Origin of the sequence: Streptomyces sp. VTCC 41912 (genome assembly GCF_045799175.1) — a bacterium.
Classification (GTDB): domain Bacteria; phylum Actinomycetota; class Actinomycetes; order Streptomycetales; family Streptomycetaceae; genus Streptomyces; species Streptomyces albulus_C.
In genome coordinates, this window is the sequence record NZ_JBJMAB010000046.1 from 26,384 (window position 1) to 41,001 (window position 14,618).

The window sequence follows — 14,618 nt, forward strand, 5'->3', positions numbered from 1 at the left end:
TTGTGACGCTCCTCGTGCGATGCTGGGGGCGCCCGGCCGAGGCGCGTGACCTCGGTCGATGCCAAGGATGGGGAGCGTAGGGCAGCGTGAAGGCAGCGATACGACGGACCGTTTCCGGCACGTGGAACCGCTTCGCGGCGTCCGACCCGGGACTGCTGCGGTTGATGGCGGGACTGCGGACGGTGGGGGCGATCGTGCTGACCCTCGTCGTCCTGGCCCTGCTCGGCACCGGCGTCACGCTCCTGGTGGCCGGGGCCATGGCGGCGATGGTCTCGACCTTCGCCATCCGGGAGAAGGAGGTGCGCGGCCAGGCCGTCACCCTCGCCCTGGGGCTGCCGGTGGCCCTGGCCGCGGTGGCGCTGGGAGCGCTGCTGCACAGCCGGATCATCGCCGGTGACCTGTTCTTCCTCGCGCTGATCTTCGGCGCCGCGTACGCCCGCCGGTTCGGCGACCGCGGCACGGCGCTGGGGCTGATCGGCTTTCAGGTCTACTTCGTCTCGCTGTTCGTGCACGCGACGGTGGCGACGCTGCCGGAGCTGTTCCTGACGCTGGCCGTGGCATTCGCGTGCAGCGCGGTGGTCCGGTTCGCGGTCTTCCCGGACTCCCCCGAACGCACCTTGAGCCGGCTGCGGGAGGCGTTCCGGGCCCGCCTCGCCCAGCTGGTGGCCACGCACCGGGAGCTGGTGGACGCCGGCCCCGAGGAGTTGGACGGCGTCCTCGACGACCTGCGGCGGCACACCGCGCGGCTGCACGAGACGGCGCTGATGATCCAGGGCCGCCTGGAGGAGGGCACCCGCGACGCGACCACCGCGTCGTTGCTCCAGCGCCGCATCGCGGACGCCGAGATCGCCGCCGAGCGCCTCGGGATGACGCTGCTCAACGCCCGCAGCGCGGAGCGCACCGACACCCTCACCCTGCACCTTCCGCACGCCCCGGTCCCGGCGACCGGCAACCGCATGCAGTCCGAGGGCGACGCCGTGGCCACGCTCCGCCGGGACCTCGACGCGCTGGGCCTGCTGGTGGCCCGCCGGGCGCCCGGGGACCGCGGCACCGCCCTGGCGCACGTGCGGAACCGACTGCTCGGCTACCGCGACGAGGAGGACCTGCCGCGCGGCTCGATGGCCGTGCAGGACGCCTTCCGTGCGCTGGGGGAGGCCGCGCGGGCGGTGTTGGGCCTGCGGCTGGCGCTGGACGGGCCGCAGGACGAGTCCGACGACACCTCCGCGACCGCCCGTTCGCGGGAGGAGTTCGACGCCGAGGACCTGGCGATAGTCGGCGTCGAAGAGGAAGAGGAGGACACCCGCACCGGTCTGAAGCGGCCCACCACCCGGGCCGCGTTCCAGGTCGCGGCCGGCTCCGCACTGGCCATCGTGGGCGGCGAGTTCCTGTCCACCCAGCGCTGGTACTGGGCGGTGCTGACCTGCTGGGTGGTGTTCCTCAACACCGCCTCCACGGGCGAGGTCCTGGTCAAGGGCTACCGCCGGCTGCTGGGCACGGTGCTCGGCGTGATCGCCGGTGTGGGGCTGGCCGGGCTGGTGGGCAACCACACCTGGACGGCGTTCGCGCTGGTGCTGCTGTGCGTCTTCGGGATGTTCTTCACCGCGCCGCTGTCGTACGCGCTGATGTCCTTCTTCGTCACCGCGATGCTCGGGCTGCTCTACACGCTGCTGAACACCTACAGCGTCGCGACGCTGGTGCTGCGCATCGAGGAGACCGCGCTGGGGGCGGCGTGCGGCATCATCGCCGCGGCGCTGGTGCTGCCGGTGCACACCGACCGGCGCACCGACGAGCACCTGAGCACGGTCCTGGAGCGGTTGCGGGACGCGGTGTCGGCGGCCGTCGCACAGCTCTCCGGCGGGCCCTCTGCGGACCTGCTCACGCTGGCGCGCGATCTGGACACCGCGCTGAACGACCTGCGCGGCTCCACCCAGCCGTTGGTGCACCCGATCACCCCGCTGCGGGTGCGCCGGCAGACCGCCAGGTACCTGGTGGCCCTGCTGGAGACCTGCGCCTATCACGCGCGGTCGCTGGCGGCGACCGCCGAAGTCCTGCCGTCCAGCCGTTCCGTGGCGGCCGACCCCCGGCTGGAGCGCGTCGGTCGGCGCATCGGGCAGAACATCGACCTGATCTCCGCGCGGGTGAAGGAGGAGCCCACCGAGGGCGAGGTGGAGGCGGGCGCGAGCATCGCCTCGCTGCTGGACGCGGACGGCTCGCCGGTGCCGCCGTCACACACCGTGGCCTTCCGTGTGCTGCGGCACCTCCAGCGTCTGGACGAGGGCGTGGTGGGCATCGCCCGCGCCCTGGACGTGCCGGTGACCGGGCGCACCCGGCGGAAGAGCATCTGAGGCGGACGGCGGCCCCCGGCCCGCTCCCGGGCCGGCCCGCCTCCGTCACCTCCCGGTAAAACCTTTCCCCCGTTTCCGTCGGGTTGCCCGCCCGCCCCGGGGCGGGCCCTTTCCCTCCCGCGCGGCGGACGCGCAGGTCAGCCCGTCCGCCGGAGAGCAGCGGCCGCGCCGCGTGCGCCCCGGCGGGTCCCCGCGCGCCCCGGCCCGTGTTGCACCCCGGTTGACGTGACGGGCCTCCGAGGAACACCCTCGTTACATAGGTGCTCGATACAACTGACTCTGGCGGAGCGAGTCGGGCCACCGTTCTTCGGCGTTGCCCGCCCTCCCGGATTCCCGGCCTGCCGCGGCACCCCATGCGGCACCGGCGCCCCAGGGTTCGGAGCAGGAGGACATGGCATGTGTGGCATCACCGGCTGGATTTCCTTCGACCGCGAGCTGCGCTCCGAGCAGGAGACCGTGGACGCGATGACCGAGACGATGTCCTGCCGCGGACCTGACGACCGCGGCACCTGGGTGCGCGGTCCGGCCGCGCTCGGCCACCGCCGCCTCGCGATCATCGACCTGCCCGGCGGACGCCAGCCGATGACGGCCGAGCGCGCCGACGGCAGCCAGGTCGTCATCGTCTACTCCGGCGAGACCTACAACTTCGGCGAACTCCGCAGCGAACTGGTGGGCAAGGGCCACCGCTTCACCACCGACTCCGACACCGAGGTGGTGCTCCGCGGCTACCTTCAGTGGGGCGAAGCGGTCGCCGAGCGCCTCAACGGGATGTTCGCGTTCGCCGTCTGGGACGAGCAGCGCCGGCGGCTGGTGATGATCCGCGACCGGATGGGCATCAAGCCGTTCTACTACTACCCCACCGCCGACGGCGTGCTGTTCGGCTCCGAGCCCAAGGCCATCCTCGCCAACCCGCTGGCCGAACGCCGGGTCGGGCTGGACGGCCTCCGCGAGCTCTTCGCCTTCGTCAAGACGCCCGGGCACGCGGTGTGGGACGGCATGCACGAGGTCGAGCCGGGCACCGTGGTGACCGTCGACGCGGACGGGGTGCGCCGGCACGTCTACTGGTCGCTGCGGACCCGCGCCCACCAGGACGACCGCGAGACCTCGATCGGGCACGTGCGCACCCTGCTCGACGACATCGTCCGCCGCCAGCTGGTCTCCGACGTGCCGCGCTGCACCCTGCTGTCGGGCGGTCTGGACTCGTCGGCGATGACCGCCCTCGCGGCCCGTCAACTCGCCGAGGCGGGCGAGACGGTGCGGAGCTTCGCCGTCGACTTCGTCGGCCAGACCGAGAACTTCATCGCCGACGACCTGCGCGCCACCCCCGACACGCCCTTCGTGCACGACGTGGCCCGGCTCGCCGGCACTGAGCACCAGGACATCGTGCTGGACTCCGCCGCCCTGGCCGACCTGGACGTGCGCGCCAAGGTGCTGCGCGCCCGCGACCTCCCGATGGGCCTGGGCGACATGGACGCCTCCCTCTACCTGCTGTTCAAGGCGATCCGCGAGCACTCGACGGTGGCGCTGTCCGGCGAGTCGGCGGACGAGGTGTTCGGCGGGTACAAGCAGTTCTTCGACGAGGAGGCCCGCAACGCCGACACCTTCCCCTGGCTCGTCCGCTTCACCCAGCACTTCGGCGACGACGGGAACATCCTCAAGGCGAACGTCACCGGCGCCCTCGACCTCGGCACCTACATCCAGGACGGCTACGACCGCGCCGTCAAGGACGTCGAACGGCTCGACGGGGAGAGCGACTTCGAGTTCCGGATGCGCAAGATCTGCTACCTGCACCTGACGCGGTTCGTCCGGATCCTGCTGGACCGCAAGGACCGGGCGAGCATGGCCGTCGGCCTGGAGGTGCGCGTGCCGTTCTGCGACCACCGCCTGGTCGAGTACGTCTACAACGCGCCGTGGTCCCTGAAGTCCTTCGACGGCCGCGAGAAGAGCCTGCTGCGCGAGGCCACCGCCGACGTGCTGCCCAGGTCGGTGTACGACCGGGTGAAGAGCCCGTACCCCTCCACCCAGGACCCGCAGTACGCCGTGGCGCTGCAACAGCACGCCAAGGACCTGTTGGCGCGCCCCTCGCACCAGGTCTTCGACCTCGTCGACCGCGACTGGCTCAAGCGCGCCGCGGAGCACGAGGCGCCGCAGATCACCCAGGCGTCGCGGCGCGGCCTCGAACGGACCCTGGACCTGGCCCTCTGGTTGGAGATGTACTCCCCCACCATTACGCTCTCCTGATCAACGGCGGTCCCCGAACGGGGGATCCGGCGCGGACCGGGTCCGGCACGCAGGCGAGGGTGGGCGATGACGATCGGTGACGACGCGGCACTGCAACTGGTGATCTCGCTGCACCGGCTCACCCGCAGCCTGCGCAGGTCCGCCACCGCGGACAGCGTCCAGCTGACCCACCTCGCCGTGCTGGCCCTGCTGACCCAGCGCGGGCCGTCCCGGATCGGGGAGATCGCCCAGTGGGTGCCCTGCTCCCAGCCGACCGCCACCGCGGCGGTCCTCGGCCTGGAGTCGGCGGGCCTGGTCCGTCGGGAGGCCGACCCCCAGGACCGCCGCGCCAGCCGGGTCCTGCTCACCGAGGAGGGCACCGCGACGTTGGCGAACGTCGCCCGTGGTGAGGCGCAGGTGCTGGCCCGGCGCCTCACCACGCTCCAACCGGACGAGATCCGCCGGCTGGTGGAGGTCGAACCGCTGCTGCGGCGGCTGGCGGAGGCCGGCGACGGACCGGCCGGCGGATCGTGACCGACGCGCGGCGCGCGGCCCGGCCCGGTCCGCCCGGGAAGCCACCGCCGGCCCTTTGGTAACGGGAAGCAACTGACGGCTGATCCACCGTCCTCGGCCCTCGCCCGCCGGCCTGCTCACCCCTGACGATGATCGCCTTAGCCCACCTGGCCCCCAACAACGAGCTGACGGGGCCTCAGATCAGCCATGCTGCCAACTCCTCATGGAGGTCATCGCGGAGGTAGGCACGTAATGACTGAAGAAAGACGGCAGCACCCCGACCCCGGTGCGGGAACCTCGCGGCGGCGCGTGATGGCGGCGGCGGCCCTCGCCCCGCTGCTCGCCGCGGCACCGAGCCCGGCGCGCGCCCGCACCGCCGGCGCGGCGACGGAGCCGGTCGGGCTCGCGCAGAAGCTGATCGAGCCGGTCCACACCACCCGCCAGGACTGGACGGCCGTGGCCAAGGTCCTGGGCGGGCCCGGCGACCTGAAGCGCAAGGTGATGTACCACACCGGGTTCCCCCGTCGGGACCTCCGGCTGGTCTCGCACCACGTGCACGTCAAACCGTCCCTCGCCCTCGGCTCACACGTCTCCTTCGTCCGCTACTCCGACCGCAGCACCTTGCTGATGGGCGACGTGGTGGTGACCGAGGGCGAGTTGCAGGGCTTCGTCGACGCCCTACAGGAGCACCGGATCGGCGTGACCGCGCTGCACAAGCACCTCCTCGCGCAGCGGCCTGACGTCTGGTGGCTCCACGTGCACGGGCACGGCCACGACGCGCTGACGCTGGCGCGCGGCATCCGCGCGGCGTTCGACGAAACCGACACCCCGCGCCCCAAGCCGTCCGACCAGTCCAAGCCGGACGACCTCGACACCGGCGCGATCGACGACGCCCTGGGGGCCAAGGGGTCCGCCGACGACGGCATCTACAAGTGCATCTTCGTCCGCAAGGAGAAGATCGTCGACGGCCACATGGTGCTGCCCCCGGGCCTGGGGTCGACCAGCGCCTTCAACTTCCAACCGCTGGGCAACGGCCGGGCCGCGATCAGCGCGGACTGCTGCATGGTCGCGGACGAGGTCCAACACGTCCTCCGACTGCTGCGGCAGGCCGGGGTCAAGCTCGTCGAACTCCACAACCACGGGCTGCGGGACAAACCCCGGCTGTTCTTCGTCCACTTCTGGGCGGTCGGCGACGCCGTCCGCCTGGCCCGCGACCTGCGTCCCGTGGTCCGGGCGACCAACGTGATCCCGGCCGGCTGAGCCGACCCGCATCCGTCTGCGGTCGCAGGTCGCACGACGGATGACCGCACGGCACCGGTGCGGCACAGTGACCCCGCTGCCCGTTTTCCCAGCGGAAGGACCGTGCCGGTGTCCGTGCTCCTGCTCGACGACGACGCCGTCCGCGCCCACCTGGATGCCGCGACCGCGGTCCGGGCGGTGCGGGCGGCGCTGCTCTCGGCCCACCACGACGACCTGGCCGCGCCGCCCCGGGTCCGGGCCGCCCTGGGGACCGGCGACCTGGTCATCACCGCGGGCCACCTACGGTCCCGGCAGCTGTTCGGCTTCCGCGCGTACGACACCCTCGTGGGCGCGGAGCAACTGGTCGCGGTGTGGGGCACGGCGGACGGAGAACTGCGGGCCGTGGTGCACGGCGTGGAGCTGGGGGCGCGGCGGACCGGGGCGATCGGCGCGGTGGCGGTGGACGCCGCCGCCCGCCCCGGTCCGGTCCGCGTCGGGCTGGTGGGGGCCGGGCCGCAGGCTTGGACGCAGCTGTGGGCCCTCCGCGCGGTGCGGGAGGTGACCGACGCGGTCGTGGTGGCGCGGCACCACGACCGGGCCGCGGCGTTCGCGCGGCGGGCGGCCGGTGAGCTGGGCGTCCCGGCGCGCGCGGTGACCGCGGTCGAGGACGCGGTCACCGACCGGGACGTGGTGGTCGTGGCGACCGGGAGTCCGACGCCGGTCCTCGACGTCGACTGGCTGGCCCCCGGCACCCACCTGACGACCCTGGGCCCCAAGTCCACCGCCCGGCACGAGGTGCCCGCCGCGCTGGCCGACCGCGCCCGCGCCGTCCTCACCGACTCGCTCGCCCAGTCCGCCGGTTCCGGTGGATCGCCGCTGTTCCCCACCGACCGGCTGGTCTCCCTCGGTGCCGTCCTCGCCGGAGCGGCGCCGGCCCGCACCGGCCCCGACGACCTCACGGTCTTCAGCTCGGTCGGCCTCGCCGGCACCGAGGTCGCGGTCGCCGCGGCACTCTGCGAGGCGGTGCCGCGCTGAGGGCCGTCGTGGCGTCCGAGGGGCTGCGTCCGGCGGGCGAAAAGGCCGTGCGGGGCGGGTGCCGTCCGCAGTACGGTCCGTGGCCATGGATGACGAGGACGGCTACTTCGGGAAGAGCGTCGCGGCGACCTACGACGAGTCGTCGGCGGAGATGTTCGCGGCGGACGTCGTGGAACCGGCCGTCGAGGTGCTGGCCCGGCTCGCCGCTGGCGGTCGGGCCCTGGAACTGGGCATCGGGACCGGCCGGATCGCCCTGCCGCTGGCGGGGCGCGGCGTGCCGGTGCACGGCATCGACCTGTCGCGGGCGATGGTCGACCGGTTGCGGGCCAAGCCGGGTGGCGAGGACATCGGCGTGACCCTCGGCGACTTCGCGACCACGCGGGTGGACGGGACGTTCTCGGTCGCCTACCTGGTCTTCAACACCCTCATGAACCTGACGTCCCAACAGGCACAGGTCGACTGCTTCCGCAACGTCGCGGCGCACCTCGCACCGGGCGGCTCCTTCGTCGTCGAGGTGATGGTCCCCGAACTGCGCAAGCTCCCGCCGGGCCAGACCGCCGTGCCGTTCCACGTCAGTCCGACGCGGTGGGCGTTCGACGTGTACGACGTCGCCACCCAGGCGTTGAGTTCCCACTACTTCGACGCGGTCGACGGGCACGGCAGCCACGAGTCGATCCCGTTCCGGTACGTCTGGCCCGCCGAACTCGATCTGATGGCGCAGCTCGCCGGGTTGCGGTTGCGCGAGCGGTGGGCCGGATGGGCGGGCGAGCCGTTCACCAGCGAGAGCCACCGGCACGTGTCGATCTGGGAGAAGCCGGCCGGCGGATGACGGGCGCCAGGCACCTGCCGGCCCGCCGGAGCGGTGGCCGGTATCCGCCGTCGTGGGGAAATGCGTTTGGCCGAAAGGGCGCGGACGGGGGAGAGTTCGAGCGGAGTTCGCCGCGCGGTGTGCGGTTCCCCCGTCCGATACAGTGACAAAGCGGGACGCGTTCCCGCCTGCGGGGATGCCGGTGCTCGCGCGGCGTTCGGCGCAAGGTTCCTCCGTTCTCTCGCTTTCTCAGTTTGGGCCGATTCATGGGGCATGTAGAAGTCGCGCACGTGGAGTACTACCTGCCGGACGGGCGGGTGCTGCTCGACGACGCCTCGTTCCGGGTGGGCGAGGGTGCCGTCGCCGCGCTCGTCGGGGCGAACGGCGCGGGCAAGACCACGCTGTTGCGGCTGATCTCGGGCGAGTTGAAGCCCCACGGCGGCTCGGTGACGGTGAGCGGGGGGCTGGGGGTGATGCCCCAGTTCGTCGGCTCGGTGCGGGACGAACGGACCGTGCGCGACCTGCTCGTCGCGGTGGCGCCGCAGCGGATCCGGCAGGCGGCGCACGCCGTCGACGAGGCCGAGACGGCCATCATGGAGCGCGACGACGAGGCCGCGCAGATGCAGTACGCCCAGGCACTGAGCGACTGGGCGGAGGCCCGCGGGTACGAGGCCGAAACGGTCTGGGACATGTGCACGATGTCCGCGCTCGGCATCCCGTACGAGAAGGCGCAGTGGCGCGCGGTGCGGACGCTCTCCGGTGGCGAGCAGAAGCGGTTGGTTCTGGAGTCGCTGCTGCGGGGCCCGGACGAGGTCCTGTTGCTCGACGAGCCGGACAACTACCTCGACGTGCCGGGGAAGCAGTGGCTCGAAGGGCAGTTGCGGGAGACCCGCAAGACGGTGCTGTTCGTCTCGCACGACCGGGAGTTGTTGGCGCGTGCGGCGCAGCGGATCGTGAGCGTGGAGCCCGGGCCGGCGGGCAGCGATGTGTGGGTGCACGGCAGCGGCTTCGCGACGTACCACGCGGCGCGGGCCGAGCGGTTCGAGCGGTTCGAGGAGCTGCGGCGGCGCTGGGACGAGAAGCACGCCCAGTTGAAGCGGCTGGTGGCCGACATGCGGCAGTACGCCAAGCGCAGCGACGAGATGGCGTCGCGGTACCACGCGGCGCAGACGCGGTTGCAGAAGTTCGAGGAGATCGGCCCGCCGCCCGAGCCGCCGCGCCCGCAGAAGATCACCATGCGGTTGAAGGGCGGCCGCACCGGCGTCCGGGCGGTGACCTGCCAGCAGCTCGAACTGACCGGTCTGATGAAGCCGTTCGACCTGGAGGTCTTCTACGGGGAGCGGGTCGCCGTCCTCGGTTCCAACGGTTCGGGGAAGTCGCACTTCCTGCGGCTGTTGGCCGGCGAGGAGGTCGCGCACACCGGGCAGTGGAAGCTGGGCGCCCGGGTCGTGCCGGGGCACTTCGCGCAGACGCACGCCCGGCCGGAGCTGTTGGGGCGCACCCTGGTCGACATCCTGTGGACCGAGCACGCGCGGAGCCGGGGGCCGGCGATGAGCGCGTTGCGCCGGTACGAGCTCGACCAGCACGGTGACAAGCCGTTCGAGAAGCTGTCCGGCGGGCAGCAGGCCCGCTTCCAGATCCTGCTGCTGGAGATCGGCGGAACGACCGCGCTGCTGCTGGACGAACCGACGGACAACCTGGACCTGGAGTCGGCCGAGGCGCTCCAGAAGGGACTGGAGGCGTACGAGGGGACGGCGCTGGTGGTGACCCACGACCGCTGGTTCGCCCGGTCCTTCGACCGCTATCTGGTCTTCGGACAGGACGGCAAGGTCCGGGAGACGCCGGAGCCGGTGTGGGACGAGCGGCGGGTGCAGCGCCGCCGATAGCGCCGGCCGGCACGGCAGTTGGGGTCCGTCTCACCCGTGGGGCGGACTTCTCAGCCGTGTTCGGGCCGGTTTCCGCTGGGCCGTTCGGGCTGCCGCGTCCGGTGAGGGCCCCCGGTCCGCCCCGCCCGGTCGTCCTGGCGGCGTGATCGTCGGCGCCCGTCCGCGCCACAGGACTGGATCTGCGTCCCACCGTCCTCAGCGGTGCGGCCGGTGTGCCGCGCGAGCGCGCTACCGCACGGGGGCGTCCGAGTCAAGGCGCTCGATCCCCACCCGGAAGAGTGCCGTTGACCCTCTTCTTGACCCAGTGGTTCACTTCCCGCGTCGCCCGCACCACGCCGCGCACCCCGGCAGGCACCAGCGCATCCCCCCAAGTCCTCGAACACCGTGGGCACCGCCACGTCTCCGGGTGAGCATCGGTCACGGATCTCCTTCACCAGGCTGCCGCCCGTCGAGGAATGAGGCCCACCGGAGCATGAGGATCAGTGTCGTCATCCCCGCCTACCGTGCCCGTGACGCCCTGGAGTTGTGCCTGTTGTCCCTGGCCCGTCAGTCGCTCGACGCGGAGCACTCGGCCGAGGTGATCGTGGTGGACGACGGCTCGATCGACGGCACGGACCGGATGGTCGCCGCCCTCCCGGCCGGCCTGGACCTGTGCTACGTGTACGAGCCGCGCTCTCCCGCGTCCGGCCGGGCCCGGGCCCGCAACCTCGGCCTGGCACAGGCGGTCGGTGACCTCGTCGTGCTGCTCGACGCGGACCAGGTGGTGGCGCCGACGTTCCTGGCCGAGCACGTCCGGGCCCATGCCGGCAGCGACGACCTGGTGGTGGTCGGCCGGCGGTTCCAGTTGGGGGACGGGCAGGTCGACCGGGAGCGGCTGCGGTACGAGTTCAGCTTCGAGGCGCTGCCGCCGGTGGTGCGGGGCGACGAACGGGAGCCGGTGCTGGAGGCGTTCGGCTGCGAACTGGCCGGGCTGGAGACCGCCTGGCACTACCTGTGGGCGTGCAACGCCTCGGTCCGGCGCAGTCACCTGCTGGCCGCCGGGGGGTTCGACGAGGCGTTCGTCGGCTGGGGCCTGGAGGACGCCGAGTTGGGCTTCCGGCTCATCCGGCGCGGTCTGCGGCTGCGGTACGCCACCGAGGCGGCGGTGTACCACCTGCACCGGGCGCCGGTGTCCCCGGCGCGGCACCGCCAGTGGCGGCGCAACCTCGCCTACTTCACCGCCAAGCACGACGAGTTGGTGGTCGTCCTCCAGCGGGCGTTCGAGCCGGCCATCGACCCGGCCGGCTCGGGCCGGGGGCGGCACGAGTGCGCGCTGCGCTTCGAACTCGCCGCCCGGGCGCTGGCCGGCCACCGGGCGCCGGTGCTCACGCCCGTGCGGGCTCGGGCAGCGTTTCGCCGGTCTCCAGCAGGGTCTTGAGGCTGGAGAGCAGGGCGGGCCAACCGTGCTGGACCATGCCGCGGGCGGTGGAGTCGGGGGCGAAGCCGTCGTGGACGACGGTGAGCTTGACCAGGTCGCCGAGCGGTTCGATCTCGAACGTCACCTTGGAGCGCGGTTCGGCCGCGAGCCGGGCGAGCACGTCGTCGGCGACACCGGCGTTGGCGGCCCACTCCGGGGTGAAGGTGTGCCAGGTGTAGGAGAGCCTTCGGTGCGGGGTGGACTCCAGGACGACCTGTTCGGGGTGGGCGGTGGTGGCGCCGTGCTCGGTCCAGGTCATGGGTGATCCGGTGCGCCAGTCCGTGGCGAACTCCACTCCCCAGTAGCGACGGGTGAAGGCGGGATCGGTGAGGGCCTGCCAGAGCCGTTCCGGCGTGGTGCGGATGTAGGTGGCGTAGACGAACGCGTTGCCGTCCATGGGGGGTGCCTCCAGTGCGTGCTTGAGGTCGGCGAGGGCGCGGGCCCGGCCGCGGTCGTAGTGGCTGAGCCAGCGGTCCGCGAGGGCATTGATCGGCTCGGCGTTGAGGTAGTGCAGCTTCTCCCGTCCGCGGCGGAGCGTGGTGATCAGGTGGGCCGCCTCCAGGACGGCGAGGTGCTTGCTGACCGACTGCCGGGTCATGTCCAGCTCCGCGCACAGCTCCCGCAGGGTCTGTCCGTTGTGGGCGTTGAGGCTGTCCAGCAGCCGTCGGCGGCCCGCGTCGGCCAGTGCCTTGAAGACCTCATCCACGCTCGTCCACGCCCGTTCTCCCGTCCCGCCCCTGATGCGCAGCCGAATGGCTGCCTAAAAACAATAGGCAGCCATTCGACTGCATGTCAATCGCTGGACATCGCCCCAGCTCAGGACGGGTTTCCGGGCCCGCGCACCGCACGACATCCGGACCCTTGACACCGGGGCGACGACCGCTTCCCCTGGTGCGCACGGGGAACCGCACGACTGGGTGCACGACCTCCTGCGGGCGGCCCTCGCGCTCCTGGTCGCGGTCGCCGCCGGGTATGCCCTGCGTCGGACGGTGCCGGACTTCCGGGCGTGGTGCACGGCGGTGTGCGCGTTGATGCTCGGCGCCTGGCCGGTCGGACTGACGGTGTTTCAGGTCACTGCGGCGTTCCGTGCGGCGCAACGACCGTCCGTGACGGTGGCGGCCGTCGTCACCGACTGCCGGACGTCACCGGGTTCCGCCGACCCGCCCACTCCCCCCGAGCCACTCCTGCGTCGTCCGCTGGACGGCACACGACCGCGCGCCGTCCGGGCGGCGGGCGCGGGCGCGCCGCCCGGACGGCCGGCGGGACGGGCCCGGTCGGGACGGCGCGAGCCGGGGGCTGGGCGTCGAGCGGCCGGCAACTACCGTCGCCGCACCCGCCGTTCCCGGTGTCAGTCGGTGATCTCGACGTGCCGTGGCGTCGCGGCCTGCGCCTTGGGGATGGTCACCGTCAGCACCCCGTCCGTGAGGTTGGCCGTGACCTCGTCGGTCTTGACGTCCACGGGCAGCGCCGCGCGGAACTCGAACTGGCCGGTCCGGCGGGTGGTGCGGCGCAGGACGCCCTCCCGCGCGCACTCCTTGTGTTCGCCACTGATGCGCAGCTCCCGGTCGTCGATCTCGACGTCGATGGCGTCGCGTTGCACACCGGGCAGTTCCGCCTCGATGACGTACGCCTGATCCGTCTCGTGCAGATCCGCCAGCGGCGCCCAGTGGAGCCGTCCGCCGAGCGTGGACGTGCCGCCGGCGGACTCCAGGAGGCGGCCCATCCGCTCGTAGAGGTCGTCGAACTCCGAGGCGATCGGCTCGCCCCAACTCAACGGCGGCAGGACCTGTTCCAGGAGGCTGCCGGGCCGGTGTCGCACGGGCATGTTCATCGCGGTCACCTCCGCGGGGACTGTGTTCGGCTGATGTGATGCATGCCTGGTTCCATGCTGCGCGCCCCGGTCCGGCCCGGCGACTTCGGTGACCGGACCTCCGGTTCAACCGAACAGGCCGGGCACCCGGATGGTCCGCACCGGCCGCTTCTGCTTCGGTGCCTGGTGCGGTGGCAGCCGACCACCGGGGATCGTGTCGGCCCGGACGGGGTGGGCACCGGTACCGTCGGGGGCGTCCGCCGCGCCAGGCTTCCCGGCGCCGCCCGGCTGGTCGGCGCGGCCCGGGCGGCGGTTGCGGTCGGGGCGGCCCGTGCGGCCCGGACTTCCGATTCCGGTGGGCTCGGTCCGGTGCCTGCGGCGGCCCGCCGCTTTGCGTGCCATGGGGGCTACCCCGCGTGCCGGGGCGCGTCGGTCCGCGCCGGCCGGCCCCCGCGGGCGCCCTCGGTCACGCAGCCCGGGCCGGGGAAGATCTCCGTCTCGTGACCGTCCTCGTACCGCACCCGGTACGGGGGTTCGCCGCCGGGGCCGAGCACCTCGACGACGGTGGCCCGGTGCTCCGGATCGCCCACTGCGCGTCCGGTGAACCGCAGTACGTCTCCCTCGTGCGCCTCCATGGCCGCTCACCCTTCCCTGCACTGCCGTGACTCTGCGCGTACGCCGCGCCGGGGCGTGCCCGACGCCTGCTTCCAGTGTGCGTGCGCGGCCGCGGACCGCACGGGGGCGGCGGACGGCCGGCGGGCAACGCCCCGCGGCACCGGGGCGGTTCAGTCCTGGATCTCGACGTGCCGCGGCTTGGCGGCCTGCGCCTTCGGCACCGTCACGGTGAGGACGCCGCCCGAGAGCGCGGCGGTCACCGCGTCGGCCTGAACGTCCACCGGAAGCAGCGCCCGGTACTCGAACCTGCCGGTGGGCCGGCCGCGGCGGCGCAGCGTGCCCTCCCGCTCGGACTGCCGCAGCTCCCCCGAGATGCTCACCTCGTGTTCGCCGACCTGGACGTCGACGTCCTGGCGGGAGATCCCCGGCAGTTCGCACTCGACGACGTAGGCCGCGTCGGTCTCGTGCAGGTCGGCCGGCGGGACGAAGGCGGTCGTCCCGGTCAGGGACGGGGTACCCGAGGCGGCCTCCAGGAAGTGGCTCATCCGGTCGAAGATCTCCTGGAAGTCGGCCATCGGCTGGGGCCGGCTCCGCCCGCGTTCCCTCAGGGGGCCGGCACGGTGGTGCATCGGCAGTTCCATCACGCTCACCTCCCGGTGCGGCAGCAGAACGCTTCTGCTCCTTCCATGCT

13 protein-coding genes are annotated in these 14,618 nt (G+C 72.7%); 8 read left to right on the plus strand and 5 right to left on the minus strand.

What is annotated here, in order from left to right; genetic code table 11:
• The first annotated feature begins 86 nt into the window (after positions 1-86).
• The 8 genes from ACJ6WD_RS36490 to ACJ6WD_RS36525 all read left to right on the plus strand — a co-directional run bounded on the left by ACJ6WD_RS36490 (position 87) and on the right by ACJ6WD_RS36525 (position 11,463).
• Positions 87-2,345: an FUSC family protein gene (locus ACJ6WD_RS36490; protein ID WP_376444613.1), complete on the plus strand. Its 2,259-nt coding sequence runs from the start codon at positions 87-89 to the stop codon at positions 2,343-2,345.
• 396 nt (positions 2,346-2,741) lie between these two features.
• Positions 2,742-4,586 (plus strand): asparagine synthase (glutamine-hydrolyzing), encoded by a 1,845-nt coding sequence (asnB, locus tag ACJ6WD_RS36495; protein ID WP_407617376.1) that lies wholly within the window; start codon positions 2,742-2,744, stop codon positions 4,584-4,586.
• 66 nt (positions 4,587-4,652) lie between these two features.
• Positions 4,653-5,099 carry a MarR family winged helix-turn-helix transcriptional regulator gene (locus tag ACJ6WD_RS36500; protein ID WP_376558471.1) on the plus strand — a complete coding sequence of 149 codons (447 nt, stop codon included), beginning with the start codon at positions 4,653-4,655 and terminating at the stop codon, positions 5,097-5,099.
• 231 nt (positions 5,100-5,330) lie between these two features.
• On the plus strand, positions 5,331-6,338 hold the full coding sequence (locus tag ACJ6WD_RS36505; protein ID WP_331247530.1) for a DUF1259 domain-containing protein: 1,008 nt from the start codon (positions 5,331-5,333) through the stop codon (positions 6,336-6,338).
• Positions 6,339-6,446: 108 nt separating this feature from the next.
• Positions 6,447-7,352 carry an ornithine cyclodeaminase family protein gene (locus tag ACJ6WD_RS36510; protein ID WP_407617377.1) on the plus strand — a complete coding sequence of 302 codons (906 nt, stop codon included), beginning with the start codon at positions 6,447-6,449 and terminating at the stop codon, positions 7,350-7,352.
• A gap of 85 nt (positions 7,353-7,437) precedes the next feature.
• Positions 7,438-8,181, plus strand: a complete 744-nt coding sequence (locus ACJ6WD_RS36515) for a class I SAM-dependent DNA methyltransferase (RefSeq protein WP_376444603.1) — start codon at positions 7,438-7,440, stop codon at positions 8,179-8,181.
• Between the two features lie 245 nt (positions 8,182-8,426).
• Entirely contained in the window at positions 8,427-10,046 is a 1,620-nt protein-coding gene (locus ACJ6WD_RS36520) for an ABC-F family ATP-binding cassette domain-containing protein (RefSeq protein WP_016571402.1), read from the plus strand.
• Positions 10,047-10,518: 472 nt separating this feature from the next.
• Positions 10,519-11,463: a glycosyltransferase family 2 protein gene (locus ACJ6WD_RS36525; protein ID WP_407617378.1), complete on the plus strand. Its 945-nt coding sequence runs from the start codon at positions 10,519-10,521 to the stop codon at positions 11,461-11,463.
• Here the strand turns inward: ACJ6WD_RS36525 and ACJ6WD_RS36530 are convergent.
• From ACJ6WD_RS36530 to ACJ6WD_RS36550, 5 genes are all read right to left on the minus strand, one after another.
• Positions 11,411-12,208 carry an ArsR/SmtB family transcription factor gene (locus tag ACJ6WD_RS36530; RefSeq protein ID WP_376444599.1) on the minus strand — a complete coding sequence of 266 codons (798 nt, stop codon included), beginning with the start codon at positions 12,206-12,208 and terminating at the stop codon, positions 11,411-11,413. The genes ACJ6WD_RS36525 and ACJ6WD_RS36530 overlap by 53 nt on opposite strands.
• A 642-nt stretch (positions 12,209-12,850) precedes the next feature.
• Entirely contained in the window at positions 12,851-13,333 is a 483-nt protein-coding gene (locus ACJ6WD_RS36535) for an Hsp20/alpha crystallin family protein (RefSeq protein WP_016574506.1), read from the minus strand.
• 105 nt (positions 13,334-13,438) lie between these two features.
• A complete protein-coding gene (locus tag ACJ6WD_RS36540; RefSeq protein ID WP_407617379.1) occupies positions 13,439-13,714 on the minus strand; it encodes a hypothetical protein in 276 nt (91 codons plus the stop codon).
• Between the two features lie 5 nt (positions 13,715-13,719).
• Complete coding sequence (locus tag ACJ6WD_RS36545; protein ID WP_016574508.1) at positions 13,720-13,947, minus strand: DUF1918 domain-containing protein; 228 nt, start codon at positions 13,945-13,947, stop codon at positions 13,720-13,722.
• Between the two features lie 150 nt (positions 13,948-14,097).
• The gene (locus ACJ6WD_RS36550) at positions 14,098-14,568 is read right to left on the minus strand and encodes an Hsp20/alpha crystallin family protein (RefSeq protein WP_233661170.1); all 471 of its coding nucleotides are present in this window, start codon (positions 14,566-14,568) and stop codon (positions 14,098-14,100) included.
• Between the last annotated feature and the right edge of the window lie 50 nt (positions 14,569-14,618).

Coding starts and splice junctions, on each gene's coding strand:
- asnB (WP_407617376.1), top strand. CDS start 2,742: ATGTGTGGCATCACCGGCTGGATTTCCTTCGACCGCGAGCTGCGCTCC.
- ACJ6WD_RS36500 (WP_376558471.1), top strand. CDS start 4,653: ATGACGATCGGTGACGACGCGGCACTGCAACTGGTGATCTCGCTGCAC.
- ACJ6WD_RS36505 (WP_331247530.1), top strand. CDS start 5,331: ATGACTGAAGAAAGACGGCAGCACCCCGACCCCGGTGCGGGAACCTCG.
- ACJ6WD_RS36515 (WP_376444603.1), top strand. CDS start 7,438: ATGGATGACGAGGACGGCTACTTCGGGAAGAGCGTCGCGGCGACCTAC.
- ACJ6WD_RS36520 (WP_016571402.1), top strand. CDS start 8,427: ATGGGGCATGTAGAAGTCGCGCACGTGGAGTACTACCTGCCGGACGGG.
- ACJ6WD_RS36525 (WP_407617378.1), top strand. CDS start 10,519: ATGAGGATCAGTGTCGTCATCCCCGCCTACCGTGCCCGTGACGCCCTG.
- ACJ6WD_RS36535 (WP_016574506.1), bottom strand. CDS start 13,333: ATGAACATGCCCGTGCGACACCGGCCCGGCAGCCTCCTGGAACAGGTC.
- ACJ6WD_RS36540 (WP_407617379.1), bottom strand. CDS start 13,714: ATGGCACGCAAAGCGGCGGGCCGCCGCAGGCACCGGACCGAGCCCACC.
- ACJ6WD_RS36545 (WP_016574508.1), bottom strand. CDS start 13,947: ATGGAGGCGCACGAGGGAGACGTACTGCGGTTCACCGGACGCGCAGTG.
- ACJ6WD_RS36550 (WP_233661170.1), bottom strand. CDS start 14,568: ATGGAACTGCCGATGCACCACCGTGCCGGCCCCCTGAGGGAACGCGGG.